General features: G+C 54.2%; 13 protein-coding genes. 11 read left to right on the top strand and 2 right to left on the bottom strand.

The features are described 5' to 3' along the window. Window positions 1–169: 169 nt before the first annotated feature. The 4 genes from Q8W24_RS14085 (at window position 170) to lipA (ending at window position 3,315) form a co-directional block, all read left to right on the top strand. Window positions 170–1,309: a D-alanyl-D-alanine carboxypeptidase family protein gene (locus Q8W24_RS14085; RefSeq protein ID WP_305415225.1), complete on the top strand. Its 1,140-nt coding sequence runs from the start codon at window positions 170–172 to the stop codon at window positions 1,307–1,309. 5 nt (window positions 1,310–1,314) lie between these two features. Continuing rightward, the gene (locus Q8W24_RS14080) at window positions 1,315–1,617 is read left to right on the top strand and encodes a YbeD family protein (protein WP_303432451.1); all 303 of its coding nucleotides are present in this window, start codon (window positions 1,315–1,317) and stop codon (window positions 1,615–1,617) included. Continuing rightward, complete coding sequence (lipB, locus tag Q8W24_RS14075) at window positions 1,617–2,255, top strand: lipoyl(octanoyl) transferase LipB (RefSeq protein WP_305415226.1); 639 nt, start codon at window positions 1,617–1,619, stop codon at window positions 2,253–2,255. Before Q8W24_RS14080 ends, lipB begins: the two co-directional genes overlap by 1 nt. 73 nt (window positions 2,256–2,328) lie before the next feature. Next, window positions 2,329–3,315, top strand: a complete 987-nt coding sequence (gene lipA, locus Q8W24_RS14070; protein WP_303432445.1) for a lipoyl synthase — start codon at window positions 2,329–2,331, stop codon at window positions 3,313–3,315. A 117-nt stretch (window positions 3,316–3,432) separates the two neighbouring features. Here the strand turns inward: lipA and mltF are convergent, their stop codons facing one another. After that, window positions 3,433–4,872 (bottom strand): membrane-bound lytic murein transglycosylase MltF, encoded by a 1,440-nt coding sequence (gene mltF / locus Q8W24_RS14065; protein WP_305415227.1) that lies wholly within the window; start codon window positions 4,870–4,872, stop codon window positions 3,433–3,435. 523 nt (window positions 4,873–5,395) lie between these two features. Between mltF and purL the strand changes: the two genes are divergently transcribed. Together purL and Q8W24_RS14055 are read left to right on the top strand one after the other, a co-directional pair. After that, the gene (gene purL, locus Q8W24_RS14060; protein WP_305475724.1) at window positions 5,396–9,334 is read left to right on the top strand and encodes a phosphoribosylformylglycinamidine synthase; all 3,939 of its coding nucleotides are present in this window, start codon (window positions 5,396–5,398) and stop codon (window positions 9,332–9,334) included. A gap of 184 nt (window positions 9,335–9,518) precedes the next feature. Then, the gene (locus Q8W24_RS14055; RefSeq protein ID WP_305415229.1) at window positions 9,519–9,992 is read left to right on the top strand and encodes a hypothetical protein; all 474 of its coding nucleotides are present in this window, start codon (window positions 9,519–9,521) and stop codon (window positions 9,990–9,992) included. Window positions 9,993–10,049: 57 nt separating this feature from the next. On the opposite strand, the gene Q8W24_RS14050 is transcribed toward Q8W24_RS14055, so the two are convergent. Continuing rightward, window positions 10,050–10,199, bottom strand: coding sequence for a hypothetical protein (locus tag Q8W24_RS14050; RefSeq protein ID WP_305453316.1), 150 nt, complete (start codon window positions 10,197–10,199; stop codon window positions 10,050–10,052). Between the two features lie 114 nt (window positions 10,200–10,313). On the opposite strand from Q8W24_RS14050, the gene Q8W24_RS14045 reads away from it, so the two are divergent. The 5 genes from Q8W24_RS14045 to trmD all read left to right on the top strand — a co-directional run bounded on the left by Q8W24_RS14045 (window position 10,314) and on the right by trmD (window position 14,845). Further along, complete coding sequence (locus Q8W24_RS14045) at window positions 10,314–11,327, top strand: HlyD family secretion protein (protein WP_305475722.1); 1,014 nt, start codon at window positions 10,314–10,316, stop codon at window positions 11,325–11,327. Between the two features lie 3 nt (window positions 11,328–11,330). Continuing rightward, window positions 11,331–12,899 (top strand): DHA2 family efflux MFS transporter permease subunit, encoded by a 1,569-nt coding sequence (locus Q8W24_RS14040; RefSeq protein WP_303432430.1) that lies wholly within the window; start codon window positions 11,331–11,333, stop codon window positions 12,897–12,899. A gap of 298 nt (window positions 12,900–13,197) precedes the next feature. After that, on the top strand, window positions 13,198–13,476 hold the full coding sequence (gene rpsP, locus Q8W24_RS14035) for a 30S ribosomal protein S16 (RefSeq protein WP_303432428.1): 279 nt from the start codon (window positions 13,198–13,200) through the stop codon (window positions 13,474–13,476). Between the two features lie 24 nt (window positions 13,477–13,500). Beyond that, on the top strand, window positions 13,501–14,025 hold the full coding sequence (gene rimM / locus Q8W24_RS14030; RefSeq protein ID WP_303432427.1) for a ribosome maturation factor RimM: 525 nt from the start codon (window positions 13,501–13,503) through the stop codon (window positions 14,023–14,025). A gap of 40 nt (window positions 14,026–14,065) precedes the next feature. After that, window positions 14,066–14,845: a tRNA (guanosine(37)-N1)-methyltransferase TrmD gene (gene trmD / locus Q8W24_RS14025; protein ID WP_303432425.1), complete on the top strand. Its 780-nt coding sequence runs from the start codon at window positions 14,066–14,068 to the stop codon at window positions 14,843–14,845. Window positions 14,846–14,849: the final 4 nt, after the last annotated feature.

Raw genomic sequence — 14,849 nt, 5'->3', positions numbered from 1 at the left:
ACTGCCTGATTGCGGCCAGCGGGGGTCTGACTGGCTCAATTATCCTGACTCAGTGACCCTGTATATCGCAGCTCTTTATGACGGCAATATGTCGTTCTCGTCTGGACTGCAAATTCTGGTGGCCGTGTTACAATGCCCGGCTCAACTCTCCTACTGTTAGTCAAGAGTCATGCGCTATCTACTAAGCCTGTTTTTATACTTGAGTGCGGCCTGTGCTTCGGCTGCCATTATTGTTCCCAAAGCTCCTGATCTGGATGCGCGGGCCTTTATTCTGATTGATGCTGAGAGTGGCAATGTCCTGGTCGAGCACAATGCCGACGAGACCTTGCCGCCTGCCAGTCTGACCAAGATGCTGACCAGCTATATTGCTGTGCACGAACTGGTGACGGGTAATGTTACGGATGACACCATGGTGCCAATCAGTGTTAACGCCTGGAAAAAGGGCGGTTCCAAAATGTTTGTGCGCGAAGGTACGGAGGTCTCACTGATCGACTTGCTGCGCGGCATTATTGTGCAATCCGGCAACGACGCTTCGGTGGCGGTGGCAGAATACTTTGCCGGTTCTGAGGATGCATTTGCCGACTGGATGAACCAGTACGCCATCAAGCTGGGAATGACCAACAGTCATTTCATGAACGCAACGGGCTGGCCTGCGGAAGAGCATCATTCAACCGCACGGGATATCGCCACATTGGCGTGGCATATCATCAAGGATCACCCGGCCTATTACGGTCTGTATTCTGAAAAATACTTTGAATACAACGATATTCGTCAACCTAACCGCAATAAGCTGTTGTGGCGTGATGACTCTGTCGATGGCCTGAAAACCGGCCATACCGAAGCTGCCGGATTCTGTCTGGCTGCATCCGCGGTGCGGGATGATATGCGCCTGATCGCCGTGGTGATGGGTACCCGCAGTGACGATGCCCGTGCCAGGGAAACCCAGAAGCTGCTGGCCTATGGCTTCCGTTATTTTCAGACCCACAAACTGTACAGCGCCAACGATGTGCTGGAACAGCGCAAAGTCTGGCTCGGCCAGCAAGATCAGATCGACCTGGGGGTGAAGGATGACCTTTATCTGACCGTACCCCGTGGTACTGAAGGCGATCTGGATGTTGAGCTGAACACCGATGAATACATCAAGGCGCCTATTGCCGCAGGTGATGTGGTGGGCACTCTGGTGGTCCGCAAAGACGGTGAAGTTATCGAGGAGCGTCCATTGATTGCCATCAGTGCGGTAGAAGAATCCGGTCTGGTTGGTCAGCTGATGGGTGAAATCGAGATGTTCTTTACACGACTGTTGAGGTAATCGACATGGCTTTGATCAAGGCGGACGGCCAGCCTGCAACCACCCAGGAAGCGCCGAAAATCGAATTTCCCTGCGCCAATTACCCCGTCAAGGTTGTTGGCAAGGGCACGGATAATTATCGCCAGGTCGTGCTGGATATTTTCCATCTCCACGCTCCGGGGTTCGATCTTGAGAAAATCCAGGTGCGTGACAGCAGCAAGGGTAATTTCCAGTCGCTGACAATTTATATTACTGCGACGGGTATCGAGCAGCTGGAAGCGCTACATAAAGAGCTGAGTGCTCACGAACTGGTGCATATGGTGATCTGATGCCAGAGGTGGTGGTTCGTCAGCTGGGGCTGGTTGATTATCAGCCCTGCTATGAGGAAATGGTGTCTTTTACGGCCCGGCGTCAACCCGAGACCACGGATGAAATCTGGTTTTTACAGCATCCTGGCGTCTTTACCCAGGGTCAGGCTGGCAAGGCCGAGCATGTGCTGGTGCCTGGGGATATTCCCGTGGTACAGACAGATCGCGGCGGTCAGGTGACCTATCATGGCCCAGGCCAGCTGGTGGTTTATCTGTTACTGGATATCAAGCGTCTTGGCCTTGGTCCGCGGGCCTTGGTGACCGCCATGGAAGAATCGATCGCTGCGACGCTGGCCCAATGGGGTATTGATGCGGCTGCCAAAGCTGATGCGCCAGGGGTTTATGTCGACGGTCGCAAGATTGCCTCGCTGGGACTGCGCATTCGTAATGGCCGTACCTTTCATGGTCTGGCGCTGAATGTGGATATGGATATGACGCCTTTCTTGCGTATCAACCCCTGTGGTTACGCCGGGCTGGAAATGACACAGGTGGTTCGGGAAGCACCAAACGCCGGATTAAACATCGATCAGGTGGCTGGGCAGCTGGAACAACAGCTGATCCGTCACCTGGGTTTCACAACGATCACGCGCCCGGCATAATCTGCCGCGCCAGATCCAAATTATACATCCTGGTTGCGGTGATCCCGCTGACCGGGCAGGCTGGGGTAAACAGATGACTGAACGAGTAAAAGCGGTACAAGGGCAAAAATTACGTGGTGCTGACAAGGTTGCCCGTATCCCGATTAAAGTGATTCCTACCGAAGAAATGCCACGCAAACCCGATTGGATTCGGGTGCGTATTCCGGCTACCCCGGCAATCAGTGATATCAAGGCCAAGCTGCGCAAACACAAATTGCACACCGTATGCGAAGAAGCCAGCTGCCCGAACCTGGGTGAGTGTTTTGGTGGCGGTACGGCAACGTTTATGATTATGGGTGATATCTGTACCCGTCGTTGCCCGTTTTGTGATGTTGGCCATGGTCGCCCGAATCCGCTGGATGTTGATGAGCCGAAAAACCTGGCACTGGCAATTGCGGATATGGGGCTGAAATACGTTGTAGTGACCTCGGTCGACCGTGACGATTTGCGCGATGGCGGTGCCCAGCATTTTGCTGATTGTATCTCCCTGACCCGTGAACACAGCCCGAGTATCAAGATTGAAGTACTGGTGCCGGACTTCCGTGGTCGTATGGATGTTGCACTGGATACGCTGGAGCAAACGCCACCGGATGTGTTTAACCACAACCTGGAAACCGTGCCTCGCCTGTACAAAAAAAGCCGTCCAGGTTCCGATTACCAGTGGTCACTGGACTTGCTGAAAAACTACAAGCAACGTCGCCCCGATGTACCCACCAAGTCTGGCTTGATGCTGGGCCTGGGTGAAACCAACGAAGAAGTGATCGAAGTGATGAAGGATATGCGCGCTCATCTGGTCGACCACATCACCATGGGACAGTATTTGCAGCCAAGCCGTGAACACTTGCCTGTTGAGCGTTTTGTGACACCGGAAGAATTTGATGAGCTGGGTAATATTGCCAAGGAAATGGGCTTTAGCCGGGTAACCAGCGGGCCAATGGTACGTTCTTCGTATCACGCTGATGCCCAGGCGGCTGGTGAAGATGTCAGCGGTGTCTGGAGTGGTCATAAAAAATCATCGTAACCGCTGATCGCCAATCTCACTGATTGAGCAGCATAAAAAAACCGCAGCCAGACAAGGGCTGCGGTTTTTTTATGGCTGTTGTCCGGCGGTTTTTGCCAGGCAGGCTGCTTCCGTTATTCAGAGCAGTGGCGGTACCACAGTCATGGAAGAGGACAAGTGCAGGTTGTCGTTGTCTGTTGATGCAATCTGCAGAGCCTGTTCGTCATTCCAGACCAGTACGTCGTAGTAGCGGCGGATGTTCTGGACATAATCAACGGCTTCACTGCCACGGGCGTAACCGTAACGGGTGTTTTTGTGGTAACGCTTCTGGCTCAGCAGTGGCAAAGCTTCTTTCACATCGCGCCACAGGTTCGGATTGCCACCCATTTCGTAGGCCAGACGGCGAGCGTCCTGCAAGTGGCCATAACCAATATTGTAGGAAGCCAGCGTCATCCAGGTACGATCCGGTTCGGCTACCTGGGTACCCAGGCGGTTACGTAAACTGTTCAGATAGCGTCCGCCACCAAGAATGCTTTGCTCTGGGTCGAGACGATCACTGACACCAAGGTCACCTGCGGTCGCATTGGTCAGCATCATCAAGCCCCGTACGCCGGTGTAGCTGGTTGCCAGCGGGTTCCAGTGGCTTTCCTGATAACCCACTGCTGCCAGCAGACGCCAGTCAAACTGGTTGTCGTTGGCGGATCGTTCAAAATACGGCTTGTAACGATCGAGCTTGCGTACAGTCTGGCGCAAGAAACGCTTGGCACCGACATAGTTCAGCTCATCGAGATGGCCGTAGTAGCGCTCGTTCAGCGTTGCCAGTTGTTGGCGAGTCTGGCGTGACTGAAAAAATTCTCGTGAAGCATTGAGCAAGGAGTTGTCACGATTGTGCTGGAATGCCCAGGCCAGTGAGCGTTCATTATCAATGGTGAAGCCGATACCGATATTGGGGATATAGGCTTGCAGCATATTGAATTCGTTGGAGTTGACCAGGGTGTAGTCGATATCACCATTAGCAACCATATGCATCAAATCGGTAATATCCAGCTCGCCGGTTTCGCTCCAGCTCAGCTCTGGACGTTCATCCACCTGGGCACGACGCAATGTCTGGGCATGGCTGGATGACGCCGGGACTACAATCATACCGCTGAGCATGTCGTCGAGCTTGCGTGGGCGCTGGGTGCCACGGCGATAGATCACGTGTTCACGGACTTGCTGGTAGGGTTCGCTGAAACGGAACCAGCGTTGACGTTCTGGTGTAACAGCCAGGCCAGCGGCAGCAAACTGTGCCTGGTCGGCATTTAATGCTGTGAATATGCCAGTCAGGTTGTCGGCCACCTGTACATTCAGTCGCACACCAAGATAGTCGGCAAATGCCTGAGCCAGTTCCAGTTCATAGCCTGACGGGCCTGTACGGTCTTCGTAGTAGGTCACTGGGCTGTTACGGGTAATCATGGTGATTTCACCGTGCATCCGTATTTGCTCTAACTGTGTCGGGCGTACACTACCTGTGATCGCGGTAAGGCAGACCAGCAGAGTCATCAGACCCGTTAGCAGTTTGACTGATTTCATCAGCATGTAAGGTTGGCTCCATTATTAACTATCGTGCTCTCCTGCACTAATCTGGTGCGTGGCAGCAATTATTGTTCCATTTTACACCATAAGTTGGTTAAAAAACAATCGTTGAGCCAAGAGCTTCTCTGAATGGTGGCAATAGGTGTTGTCAATGGCAGGTGGTTTAATCGTGATCTGATCGTGGTTATCAAGACAATAAGGATGGTTTTGCTGGTTGTTTATTCGCCATAAAGCCCGGTTTCATCGCATTTGGGCGTGCCATGGCCACGAATCAGACAAGCGCAGCAAGCCGCTTGCTGACAGCCGGAGTGGTGCGCTTGTGTCGGACTGTTTTGTCCTGTTTTTGGCTGCTTTCAGCACGGAGTAGCTGCTTTTCTTATCAGTTTATCCGGTAATCAGAACAGAAAAACTCTGTTGCCGCAGTCGCTCAGACGATGCCATCTGGTAGCAGAGTTGATTGCTATCCAGTATCATTTGGCCTCATTTTTTCCCGTATTTTCGGCCCCACCCCTGGAGTCAAGGCACAATGCTTGAGCTGCGTGGCGCACCAGCGCTTTCGGAATTTCGTCAATCCAGAATTCTCAGCAAACTGCAGAACGCAGTTCCATCCGTTACTGGCGTCTATGCCGAGTTCGTTCATTTTGCTGATCTCAAAGCCGATCTGGCTGACCATGAGCACCTGATTCTGGAGCGAATTCTTCGTTATGGCCCCAAGGCTGACAGCGTGGAATCCGGCTTTATGGATGAGGCGGATTTATTTCTGGTCATTCCCCGTTTTGGCACCATTTCTCCCTGGTCATCGAAAGCCACGGATATTGCCCATAACTGTGGCCTGGATAAGGTGTTGCGGCTGGAGCGGGGTATCGCCTATTACGTCACTGGCAGCCGTGCTGCTGATCGTGATGCGGTGACCGCCGTCTTGCATGATCGTATGGTTGAAGTGGTTCTTGACCACCACGATGGCGCCGCGGCGCTGTTCTCCCATGCCGAACCGGCACCCTTGACGACAGTGGATGTGCTGAGTGGTGGTCGCGAGGCGCTGTTGGCGGCAGATAAAGAGCTGGGCCTGGCCCTGGCCGATGATGAAGTGGATTATCTGGTTGATAACTACAAGATCATGGGGCGTAACCCGACCGACGTTGAGCTGATGATGTTTGCCCAGGCTAATTCCGAGCATTGTCGTCACAAGATTTTTAACGCCAGCTGGACCATTGATGGTCAGGAGCAGGACAGATCCCTGTTCCAGATGATCAAGAACACTTACGAGTGTTATCACGACAATATTCTCTCTGCCTATAAAGACAACGCGTCGGTGATCCGTGGTCATCAGGCAGGGCGCTTCTTCCCGAACCCGATGGGGACGGAGCAGTCCGGTCAGTACGGCTATCACGAAGAAGCCATGCATATCCTGATGAAGGTGGAAACCCATAACCACCCAACCGCGATTGCACCACACTCCGGGGCGGCCACCGGTTCTGGTGGCGAGATTCGTGACGAAGGGGCAACAGGCCGTGGCTCCAAGCCCAAAGCAGGCCTGACCGGTTTTACGGTTTCCGATCTCAAAATCCCCGGCTTTGAACAGCCATGGGAAAGCCAGTATGGCAAGCCGGACCGGATTGTCTCGGCTCTCGATATCATGACGGATGGCCCATTGGGCGGTGCGGCATTTAATAATGAATTTGGCCGTCCGAACCTGTGTGGTTACTTCCGTACTTTTGAACTGCAACACGATGGTGAAGTCCGGGGTTATCACAAGCCGATCATGATTGCCGGTGGTTACGGCAATATTCGTGATGAGCATGTACAAAAGGGTGATATTCCTGTCGGTGCTGCCCTGATTGTGCTGGGTGGCCCGGCGATGCAGATTGGCCTGGGCGGTGGCGCAGCGTCGTCGATGGCCTCTGGCCAGTCCAATGCTGATCTCGATTTTGCTTCCGTACAGCGTGAAAACCCGGAAATGGAACGCCGGTGCCAGGAAGTGATCGATCGCTGCTGGCAGAAAGGCGAGCAGAACCCGATTGCCTTTATTCACGATGTGGGTGCTGGTGGTATCTCCAACGCTTTCCCTGAGCTGGTGGGGGACGGTGGACGTGGCGGTCAGTTTGAACTGCGTAACGTCCCGAATGATGAGCCAGGCATGAGCCCACGGGCTATCTGGTCGAATGAATCCCAGGAACGTTACGTGATGGCGGTGCCGCAGCAGGAACTGGCCACCTTTGATGCCATCTGTCAGCGTGAGCGTTGTCCTTATGCCGTGGTGGGTTACGCCACCGAAGAAGAACATCTGACCGTGACCGACAGCCACTTTGGCAACAAGCCCGTGGATATGCCATTGCAGGTGTTGCTGGGCAAGCCACCGCGTATGCACCGGGATGCCAGAACTCGCGCCACAGTGGCAACGCCGTTTGATACGACAGGTATTGATCTGGCCGAAGCGGCGGAGCGGGTACTGACCTTGCCAACAGTTGCCAGCAAGTCCTTTCTGATCACCATTGGTGACCGCTCCATTACCGGTACCGTTGCCCGTGACCAGTTTGTTGGTCCTTGGCAGGTGCCAGTCGCAGACGTGGCGGTAACCACTGCGTCTTACGACAGTTATGTCGGTGAAGCCATGGCGATGGGGGAGCGTACTCCGGTTGCATTGCTGGATGCACCGGCATCCGGTCGACTGGCAGTGGCGGAAGCCATCACCAACCTGGCGGCGGCACCGATAGCCCGGTTAGCCGACATCAAGCTGTCAGCCAACTGGATGTGTGCGGCTGGTCACGAGGGTGAAGATGAGAAACTGTACGCCACGGTAAAAGCCGTTGGGATGGAGCTCTGCCCCGAGCTGCAAGTGACCATTCCAGTGGGCAAAGACTCCATGTCGATGAAAACCCGCTGGCAAGACACCAACGAACAGGGCGATAGCCTGGACAAGGCGGTGACTTCCCCCATGTCTCTGGTGATTACAGGCTTTGCGCCAGTATCGGATGCCCGCCTGGTTCTGACACCACAAATTCAGAAAGACATGGCCTCTGACCTGATTCTGGTGGATCTGGGCCGTGGCCAGAACCGCCTGGGAGCCTCTTGTCTGGCCCAGGTGTATCAGCAAGTCGGAGACATTCCGGCCGATCTCGACGATGCCGAAGACTTGCAGGCTTTCTTTGCTGTGGTGCAAGGGTTGAATGCCGACGGCAAGTTGCTGGCGTATCACGACCGCTCAGATGGTGGGTTGTTTGCTACCCTGGTGGAAATGGCGTTTGCCGGTCACGCAGGTCTGGATATTTCCATGGATCTGCTGGCCGATACCCCGTCCGAGCTGGCAGCAGCACTGTTTGCCGAAGAGCCGGGCGCAGTGATGCAGGTACGTCGTGACGATCTGGAAGCCGTACTGGCTCAATTTGAAGCCGCCGGTCTGGGAGATTGCACCGCTGTGATTGGTGCCGCCAATGACGATGACCAGATCACCTTCAGCTTTCAGGATGAAGAATTCCTCAGTGAATCCCGCACTCGCTGGCATCGAGTCTGGGCAGAAACCAGTTTCCGTATGCAGGCGCTGCGCGACAACGCCGACTGCGCCCAGCAAGAGTTTGATGCCCTGCTGGACAGCGACAACCCCGGGATTCACGCCGAGTTAAGCTTTGATGTGAACGAGGATATTACGGCAGATTTGCCCGATTCAATATTTGCCGATGCTCCGAAAGTGGCCATCCTGCGGGAACAAGGGGTTAACGGCCAGATCGAAATGGCGGCTGCGTTTGATCGCGCCGGGTTTGCCACTGTTGACGTGCATATGAGCGATATACTGTCAGGGGCTGTGACGCTGGAAAGCTTCCGTGGGCTGGTGGCCTGTGGCGGGTTCTCTTACGGTGACGTATTGGGTGCCGGGGAAGGCTGGGCCAAGTCGATCTTGTTTAACGATCAGGCCCGTAGCCAGTTTGCAGCCTTCTTTGCACGCCCAGATACTTTTGCCCTCGGGGTTTGTAATGGTTGTCAGATGTTGTCAAACCTGCACGAACTGATACCGGGTGCTGAACACTGGCCACATTTTGTGCGCAATATGAGCGAGCAATTTGAAGCACGGGTGGCGATGGTCGAAGTGCAGGAATCCGATTCCGTGTTCCTTGCGGGCATGGCTGGTTCGCGCATGCCGATTGCGGTGGCGCATGGTGAAGGCCGGGCAGAGTTTGGCTCACAAGCGGATCTCAGTGAACTGGCCGGCCAAGTGGCGCTGCGTTATGTTGATCATTATGGCAAGGTCACAGAGCAATATCCGCTCAACCCGAACGGCTCGCCAGAAGGTATTACCGGTCTGACCGCGGCTGATGGTCGGGTAACGATCATGATGCCGCACCCGGAGCGCGTATTCCGTGCTATCCAGAATTCGTATATTCCACTTGGAGCGGATGGCGAACCCTGGAGCGAAGACGGTGCCTGGATGCGTATGTTCCGCAACGCGCGCGTCTGGTGTGAAGAGAACTGAACTGCCTGATCCGGCTTCTCTTTACCGGTCAACGCAGGCACTACTGCCAATCCGCCAGCCTTTGGGGCAGCGGATTGGCTCTATTAACCGGCCGTTATCACAAGCCCGAGCTACGCCGCAGCGATTTATAGGAAGTCGGGTGGTTCTGGTAGTTATGGCAACGGCAGTAATGACGAGACAAATCATGAAAAAGATGTTGGCGGTAGTATTGCTGGGTGTCAGTGCCAGCGTGACGGCTCAAGCGGTAGAAATTAAAAAATCTGTGGATGAACAACGCTGCCGTATGGTCAAGCAGAGCACCTGTATCAACAACGGTCGTAATGGCATTCAGCATTGTCAGCAGGAGCATCGGCAATCAGCCGCAGAGTTCGGGGCTGACCAGATAGTGATTACCTCGACCAATCAGAGTGATCATCGCAAACGCATGGCAACCGGTAACTACAAGAACTTTACCAAAACCAAGATGACGGCGCGGTATTATGTCTGTGATGACAGAATCCAGCAGCATCAGAACATGCAGCGAGAGGTTGTTGTACCACCGGCGCAAGGGAAAACCGTCGAAGAGCGCCTGTTGCGGTTGCAAACCCTGCGTGAGAAGAACCTGCTCAGCGAACAGGAATATCGCACCAAGCGTGCGGAAATTCTGTCGGAGCTGTAGCGCTATCGCTAACTCCTGACTTTTATTGCGTCTTTCCGCTCGCCTTTTACCCCGATGCTATCCTTGATTATCGCTGTGACCCTGCACCGACTGGAAGGTCAGTCGGCGGGGTGGCACTGCGGTAATAACCGTGGTCGCCGTTATGGTGATCATCATGATGGTGGTTGTCATGATGGTAATCATTGTGGTGGTAACGGTTGTTTGCATAACCGCAGTTGTTGCCGGTTATGGAACAGTATGTGAAAACAATTTAATTTCCAATTTGTTAAATAGCAAGCTAGTTTAGCGCCCTGTTCTGGCTCCTCTGGGTGATGTAAGGCGATGCGTAAAGTAGTGATTGTTCTGTTGTTGTTATTGATCACCGGTCTGGCGGGTTACTGGTGGTGGTGGCATCAGGGCCGCGAAGATACCGACAATGCCTACATCAAGGCCGATATTGTACCGGTGATGAGCCGGATCGATGGAACCGTGCTGGCGCTGGAAGCCCAGGACAATCGGGCGGTGAAGCAAGGCGATGTGTTACTGACATTGGACCCTGCCTTGTATCTGACCCGTTTACAGCAACAGCAGGCCATGCTGTCTGCAGCCCAGGCCCGACTGACACATCTGGCCGACCGGGTAGTGGCGGAACAATCCCAAATCGCTTCAGCTGCGGCTTCGCTGGAAGGTGCCCGGGCTGAATACCGGCGCGCACAACAACAACTGAAGCGCCTGCAGCAACTCAAACAACAGCAATATGTATCGCAGGATGCCATTGATGCCGCCGAACTGACCCAGGCCTCGGCTGAGGCCCGGCTACACGAAAACGAAGCCCAACTGGCGTCTCGCAAGGCCAATCTGGTGGCGGTCAAGGGCGAGGCTCCGCAGTTACAGGCCAGTGTGACAGAAGCCCGGGCGGCGGTGGCTCAGGCTCAGCTGATGCTGGATTACTGCACCATTGTGGCTCCCCGTGATGGGATAATCACCAGCCGCCAGATTCAGCTGGGACAGAGTGTGGCACCCGGTGCCCGCTTGATGAGTCTGGTGACTCACCCGGTTTGGGTATATGCCAATTTCAAGGAAACCCAGGTGGCCGAGATGCAAGTCGGACAAGCGGTTGAAATCCGGGTTGATGCCTTGCCTGATCTGATATTCAAAGGCCATGTTGACAGTTTTTTTGCGGCCACCGGTTCAGAATTTGCTCTGCTGCCTCCTCAGAATGCAACGGGTAACTTCACCAAGGTGGTACAACGATTACCGGTCAAGCTGGTGTTTGAGGACGGTCAGGATACCTCGATGCTGCGCCCTGGCATGTCGGTTGACGCTGCTGTTTTTACTGCTGCTGTGGCTGAGTAGCGTGTGACTGAGCGTTTTCCGCGCTACTGGTTAGCGATTGCTGGTGCCCTGTTGGGTGCCTTTATGGCCATTCTCGATATTCAGATCACCAATTCTTCGTTGAAAGATATTCAGGCGGCGTTGGGTGCCACTCTGGAGGAATCCTCCTGGATTGCGACCTCGTACCTGGTGGCTGAAATGATCGCTATCCCATTGACCGGCTTTTTTGCCGCCTGGCTGTCGCCGCGGCGTTATCTGGTGTGGAACAGTGCGGCGTTTGTGGCGGCCTCGCTGGCCTGTTCGCTGGCCTGGAACCTCGAGAGCATGATTGTATTCCGGGCGTTGCAGGGATTTACCGGCGGCGCGCTGATTCCGATGGCGTTTAACCTGATTGTGACCTTGCTGCCGCTGGACAAACGCCCGGTCGGGATGGCGCTGTTTGGTGTCACAGCAACCTTCGCTCCCAGTATTGGCCCGACACTGGGAGGCTGGTTAACAGAAACATTCAGCTGGCATTATCTCTTTTACCTCAATGTCATACCCGGGGCCGCTGTGATCACCCTGCTGACCATGGGGCTGGAGAAACGCAAGGTTGATGACACCCAGCTAGCCCGGATAGATGTGCTGGGTATGGTCACCATGGCGCTGGGGTTGGGGTGTTTGCAGCTGGTATTGGAAGAAGGCGCCAAGGATGACTGGTTTGAGGCTGAGTACATTCGCTGGTTGGCGCTGGTGTCATCGTTATCGCTGGTACTGTTTGTACGACACCAGTTACGGGTGCCGTTTCCATTGGTGAATCTGCGCCTGTTTGCCAACAAGGATTTCAGTCTGGCCTGTGTGGCGTATCTGATGCTGGGATTCGGGCTGTTTGGTTCCGTGTATCTGGTGCCTTTGTATCTGGCGTCATTACATGATTACACCGCGTTGGATATTGGCCTGGTACTGATGTGGGTTGGCTTTCCACAATTGCCGTTTTTTCCGTTGATCCCCAGAATTCTCAAGTTTGTGCAAGCCCGTTTTTTGGTAGCGATCGGGTTTGTGGTCATGGGGATGAGCCTGTTTATGAATATGCATATGAGCATGGACTATGATGGCAGTTATCTGATTCCGGCGTTATTGCTGCGGGCGTTAGGACAGCCGTTTATCATGGTGCCGCTGTCATTAATGTCGGCAGCGGCGTTACCGCCGCAGGATGTTGCTTCGGCGTCGACGTTGTTTAACGTGATGCGTAACCTGGGTGGAGCGATAGGTATTGCTGGCCTGGCAACCCTGTTGCAAAAACGCACTGACCTGCATGGTGCGGAAATTCGCGAGACGCTGGTGGCCAATAGCCAATCGACGCTGGATTATCTGGCACTGCTGGGGCAGCAAATGGGGCTGCCAGCACAGGCGCCGCAAGTATTGTCTCAGGTCGCAACCGAGGTGCAACAGCAGGCCTCGGTGATGTCTTACAACGAGGCATTTGCGGTGTTGGGGGTGTCGATGCTGGTGGCTGCCGTGGCCTCTGTGATGGTCAAGCCATCGAAGCCACTCAAGGCGAAAAGCACCGATACTACCCCGGATCATTCTGCCGCCGACAAGGCCAGCACCTGAAGCGCTGTTGGGCTTTGGTCTGGCGGGTGTGTCCGGGCAAGTGCCGGCAAACTGTCGTTTACTTCCTGATCTATCCAGCATACAATCTGCGCCCCTTTTAATAGGCCTTTTTCGCCTGTATCCGGATTGAGATGAATCGCCTCCGGGCGATAACAGCATGATTGGCAAGCGGGAAAGATGTTGAACGGCGGGCGATTCCAAAACCCGCCACCCGGAATATCCGGTAGTGTGACTCTGTTTTTCAGACCAACGCTGACTGGGATTCCGCTTGATAAAACGATCGGAGTAGATCTTTTTTATGGTAGTTATTCGTCTGGCCCGTGGTGGCTCAAAAAAACGTCCTTTTTATCACATCAACGTAGCGGATTCGCGTTGTCCTCGCGACGGTCGCTTTATCGAGCGTATGGGTTTCTTTAACCCGGTTGCTCGTGGCTCCGAAGAAGGCCTGCGTATCGATCTGGAACGTGTTGATTTCTGGCTGGCTCGTGGTGCTCAGCCTACCGAGCGTGTTGCCAAACTGCTCAAAGATGCACGTAAAGCCCAGCCTGCTGCTCCTGCAGCTGACGCTGAAGCTTAATTCGTGCCAGCTGAGGGAGCGTTGGTGACTGACCAGGAAATTACCGTTCTGGGCAAGATCTCGACCGCATTTGGCATCAAGGGATGGGTCAAGGTGTATTCCTTTACCGATCCGGTGAGCAACATTCTGGACTACCCGATCTGGCTATTGAGTATCAATGGTGAGTGGCGGACGTTTGAAGTGGAAGCAAGCCAAACCCAAAGCAAAGGGATTGTGGTAAAACTGAAAGGTATAGCAGACCGCGATGCGGCGCTGGCGCTGTCTCAAACCGAGATTGCCGTTTATACCTCGCAATTACCCGAACCCGACGACGATGAATTTTATTGGTTCCAGCTGGAAGATCTGAAGGTAGAGAATACCCAGGGTCAGCTGCTGGGCAAGGTAAAAGAGCTGTTTGATTCTGGTGGTGGTAACCAGGTAATGAAACTGACGAGCTGCGAAGGCAGTATCGATCAGCAACAACGCCTGATCCCCTACGTAGATACCATCGTTCTGGATGTCGACCTTGAAAGCAAGGTGATCCAGGTCGAATGGGAAGCAGATTACTGACCAGTGCTGTTTTGACAGCACCGGTATAGAGGCCCACACGATGTGGTTTGGCGTTGTTTCCCTGTTTCCGGATATGTTCAATTCGCTCACCGATTATGGTGTCAGCGGACGGGCAGTGAAGCAGGGACAGATTGCTGTCGAGCGTTGGAATCCCCGTGATTTTGCGTACGACAACTACCAGACCGTCGATGATCGTCCTTACGGTGGTGGCCCCGGCATGCTGATGAAAATCCAGCCGCTGCAGGATGCCATTGCCGCCGCTCGTGAAGCGGCAGATCAGCAACCAGGGAAACCGGCGCGAGTGATTTATCTGTCACCGCAAGGGCGCAAACTGGATCAGGCGGGGGTGCTGGAACTGGCACAACACGACAAGCTGATTCTGGTATCGGGACGATACGAAGGCATTGATGAACGTTTGATCGGGCAGGAAATCGACGAAGAGTGGTCGCTTGGCGACTTTGTACTCAGCGGCGGTGAACTGGCGGCAATGACATTGATGGATGCGGTGATTCGTTTGGTGCCGGGTGTACTTGGGCATGACTTGTCGGCCCAGCAGGACTCCTTTATGGAAGGCCTGCTCGACTGTCCCCATTATACTCGTCCGGAAGTGTACGACGGACAATCTGTCCCTGCGGTATTACTGAGTGGCAACCACGAGAAAATCCGCCTATGGCGGCTGAAACAGTCTCTTGGCAGAACCTGGGAGCGTCGACCGGATTTACTGGACACGCTGGAACTGAGTAACGAACAACATAGGTTATTGACAGAGTATCTGAGCGAACGAGTGAGTGAATCTGACACCAAATCGCCAGACTGTTAAGGAG

Origin of the sequence: Oceanobacter sp. 4_MG-2023, from assembly GCF_030689165.1 — a bacterium.
In the GTDB taxonomy this organism is placed as follows: Bacteria; Pseudomonadota; Gammaproteobacteria; order Pseudomonadales; family Oceanobacteraceae; genus Oceanobacter.
This window is presented reverse-complemented; position numbering and strand designations above follow the sequence as displayed.

What these genes read in the sequence shown, in the direction of transcription:
- Q8W24_RS14085 (WP_305415225.1), top strand. Translation starts at nt 170, where the DNA reads ATGCGCTATCTACTAAGCCTGTTTTTATACTTGAGTGCGGCCTGTGCT.
- Q8W24_RS14080 (WP_303432451.1), top strand. Translation starts at nt 1,315, where the DNA reads ATGGCTTTGATCAAGGCGGACGGCCAGCCTGCAACCACCCAGGAAGCG.
- lipB (WP_305415226.1), top strand. Translation starts at nt 1,617, where the DNA reads ATGCCAGAGGTGGTGGTTCGTCAGCTGGGGCTGGTTGATTATCAGCCC.
- lipA (WP_303432445.1), top strand. Translation starts at nt 2,329, where the DNA reads ATGACTGAACGAGTAAAAGCGGTACAAGGGCAAAAATTACGTGGTGCT.
- mltF (WP_305415227.1), bottom strand. Translation starts at nt 4,872, where the DNA reads ATGCTGATGAAATCAGTCAAACTGCTAACGGGTCTGATGACTCTGCTG.
- purL (WP_305475724.1), top strand. Translation starts at nt 5,396, where the DNA reads ATGCTTGAGCTGCGTGGCGCACCAGCGCTTTCGGAATTTCGTCAATCC.
- Q8W24_RS14055 (WP_305415229.1), top strand. Translation starts at nt 9,519, where the DNA reads ATGAAAAAGATGTTGGCGGTAGTATTGCTGGGTGTCAGTGCCAGCGTG.
- Q8W24_RS14050 (WP_305453316.1), bottom strand. Translation starts at nt 10,199, where the DNA reads ATGCAAACAACCGTTACCACCACAATGATTACCATCATGACAACCACC.
- Q8W24_RS14045 (WP_305475722.1), top strand. Translation starts at nt 10,314, where the DNA reads ATGCGTAAAGTAGTGATTGTTCTGTTGTTGTTATTGATCACCGGTCTG.
- rpsP (WP_303432428.1), top strand. Translation starts at nt 13,198, where the DNA reads ATGGTAGTTATTCGTCTGGCCCGTGGTGGCTCAAAAAAACGTCCTTTT.
- trmD (WP_303432425.1), top strand. Translation starts at nt 14,066, where the DNA reads ATGTGGTTTGGCGTTGTTTCCCTGTTTCCGGATATGTTCAATTCGCTC.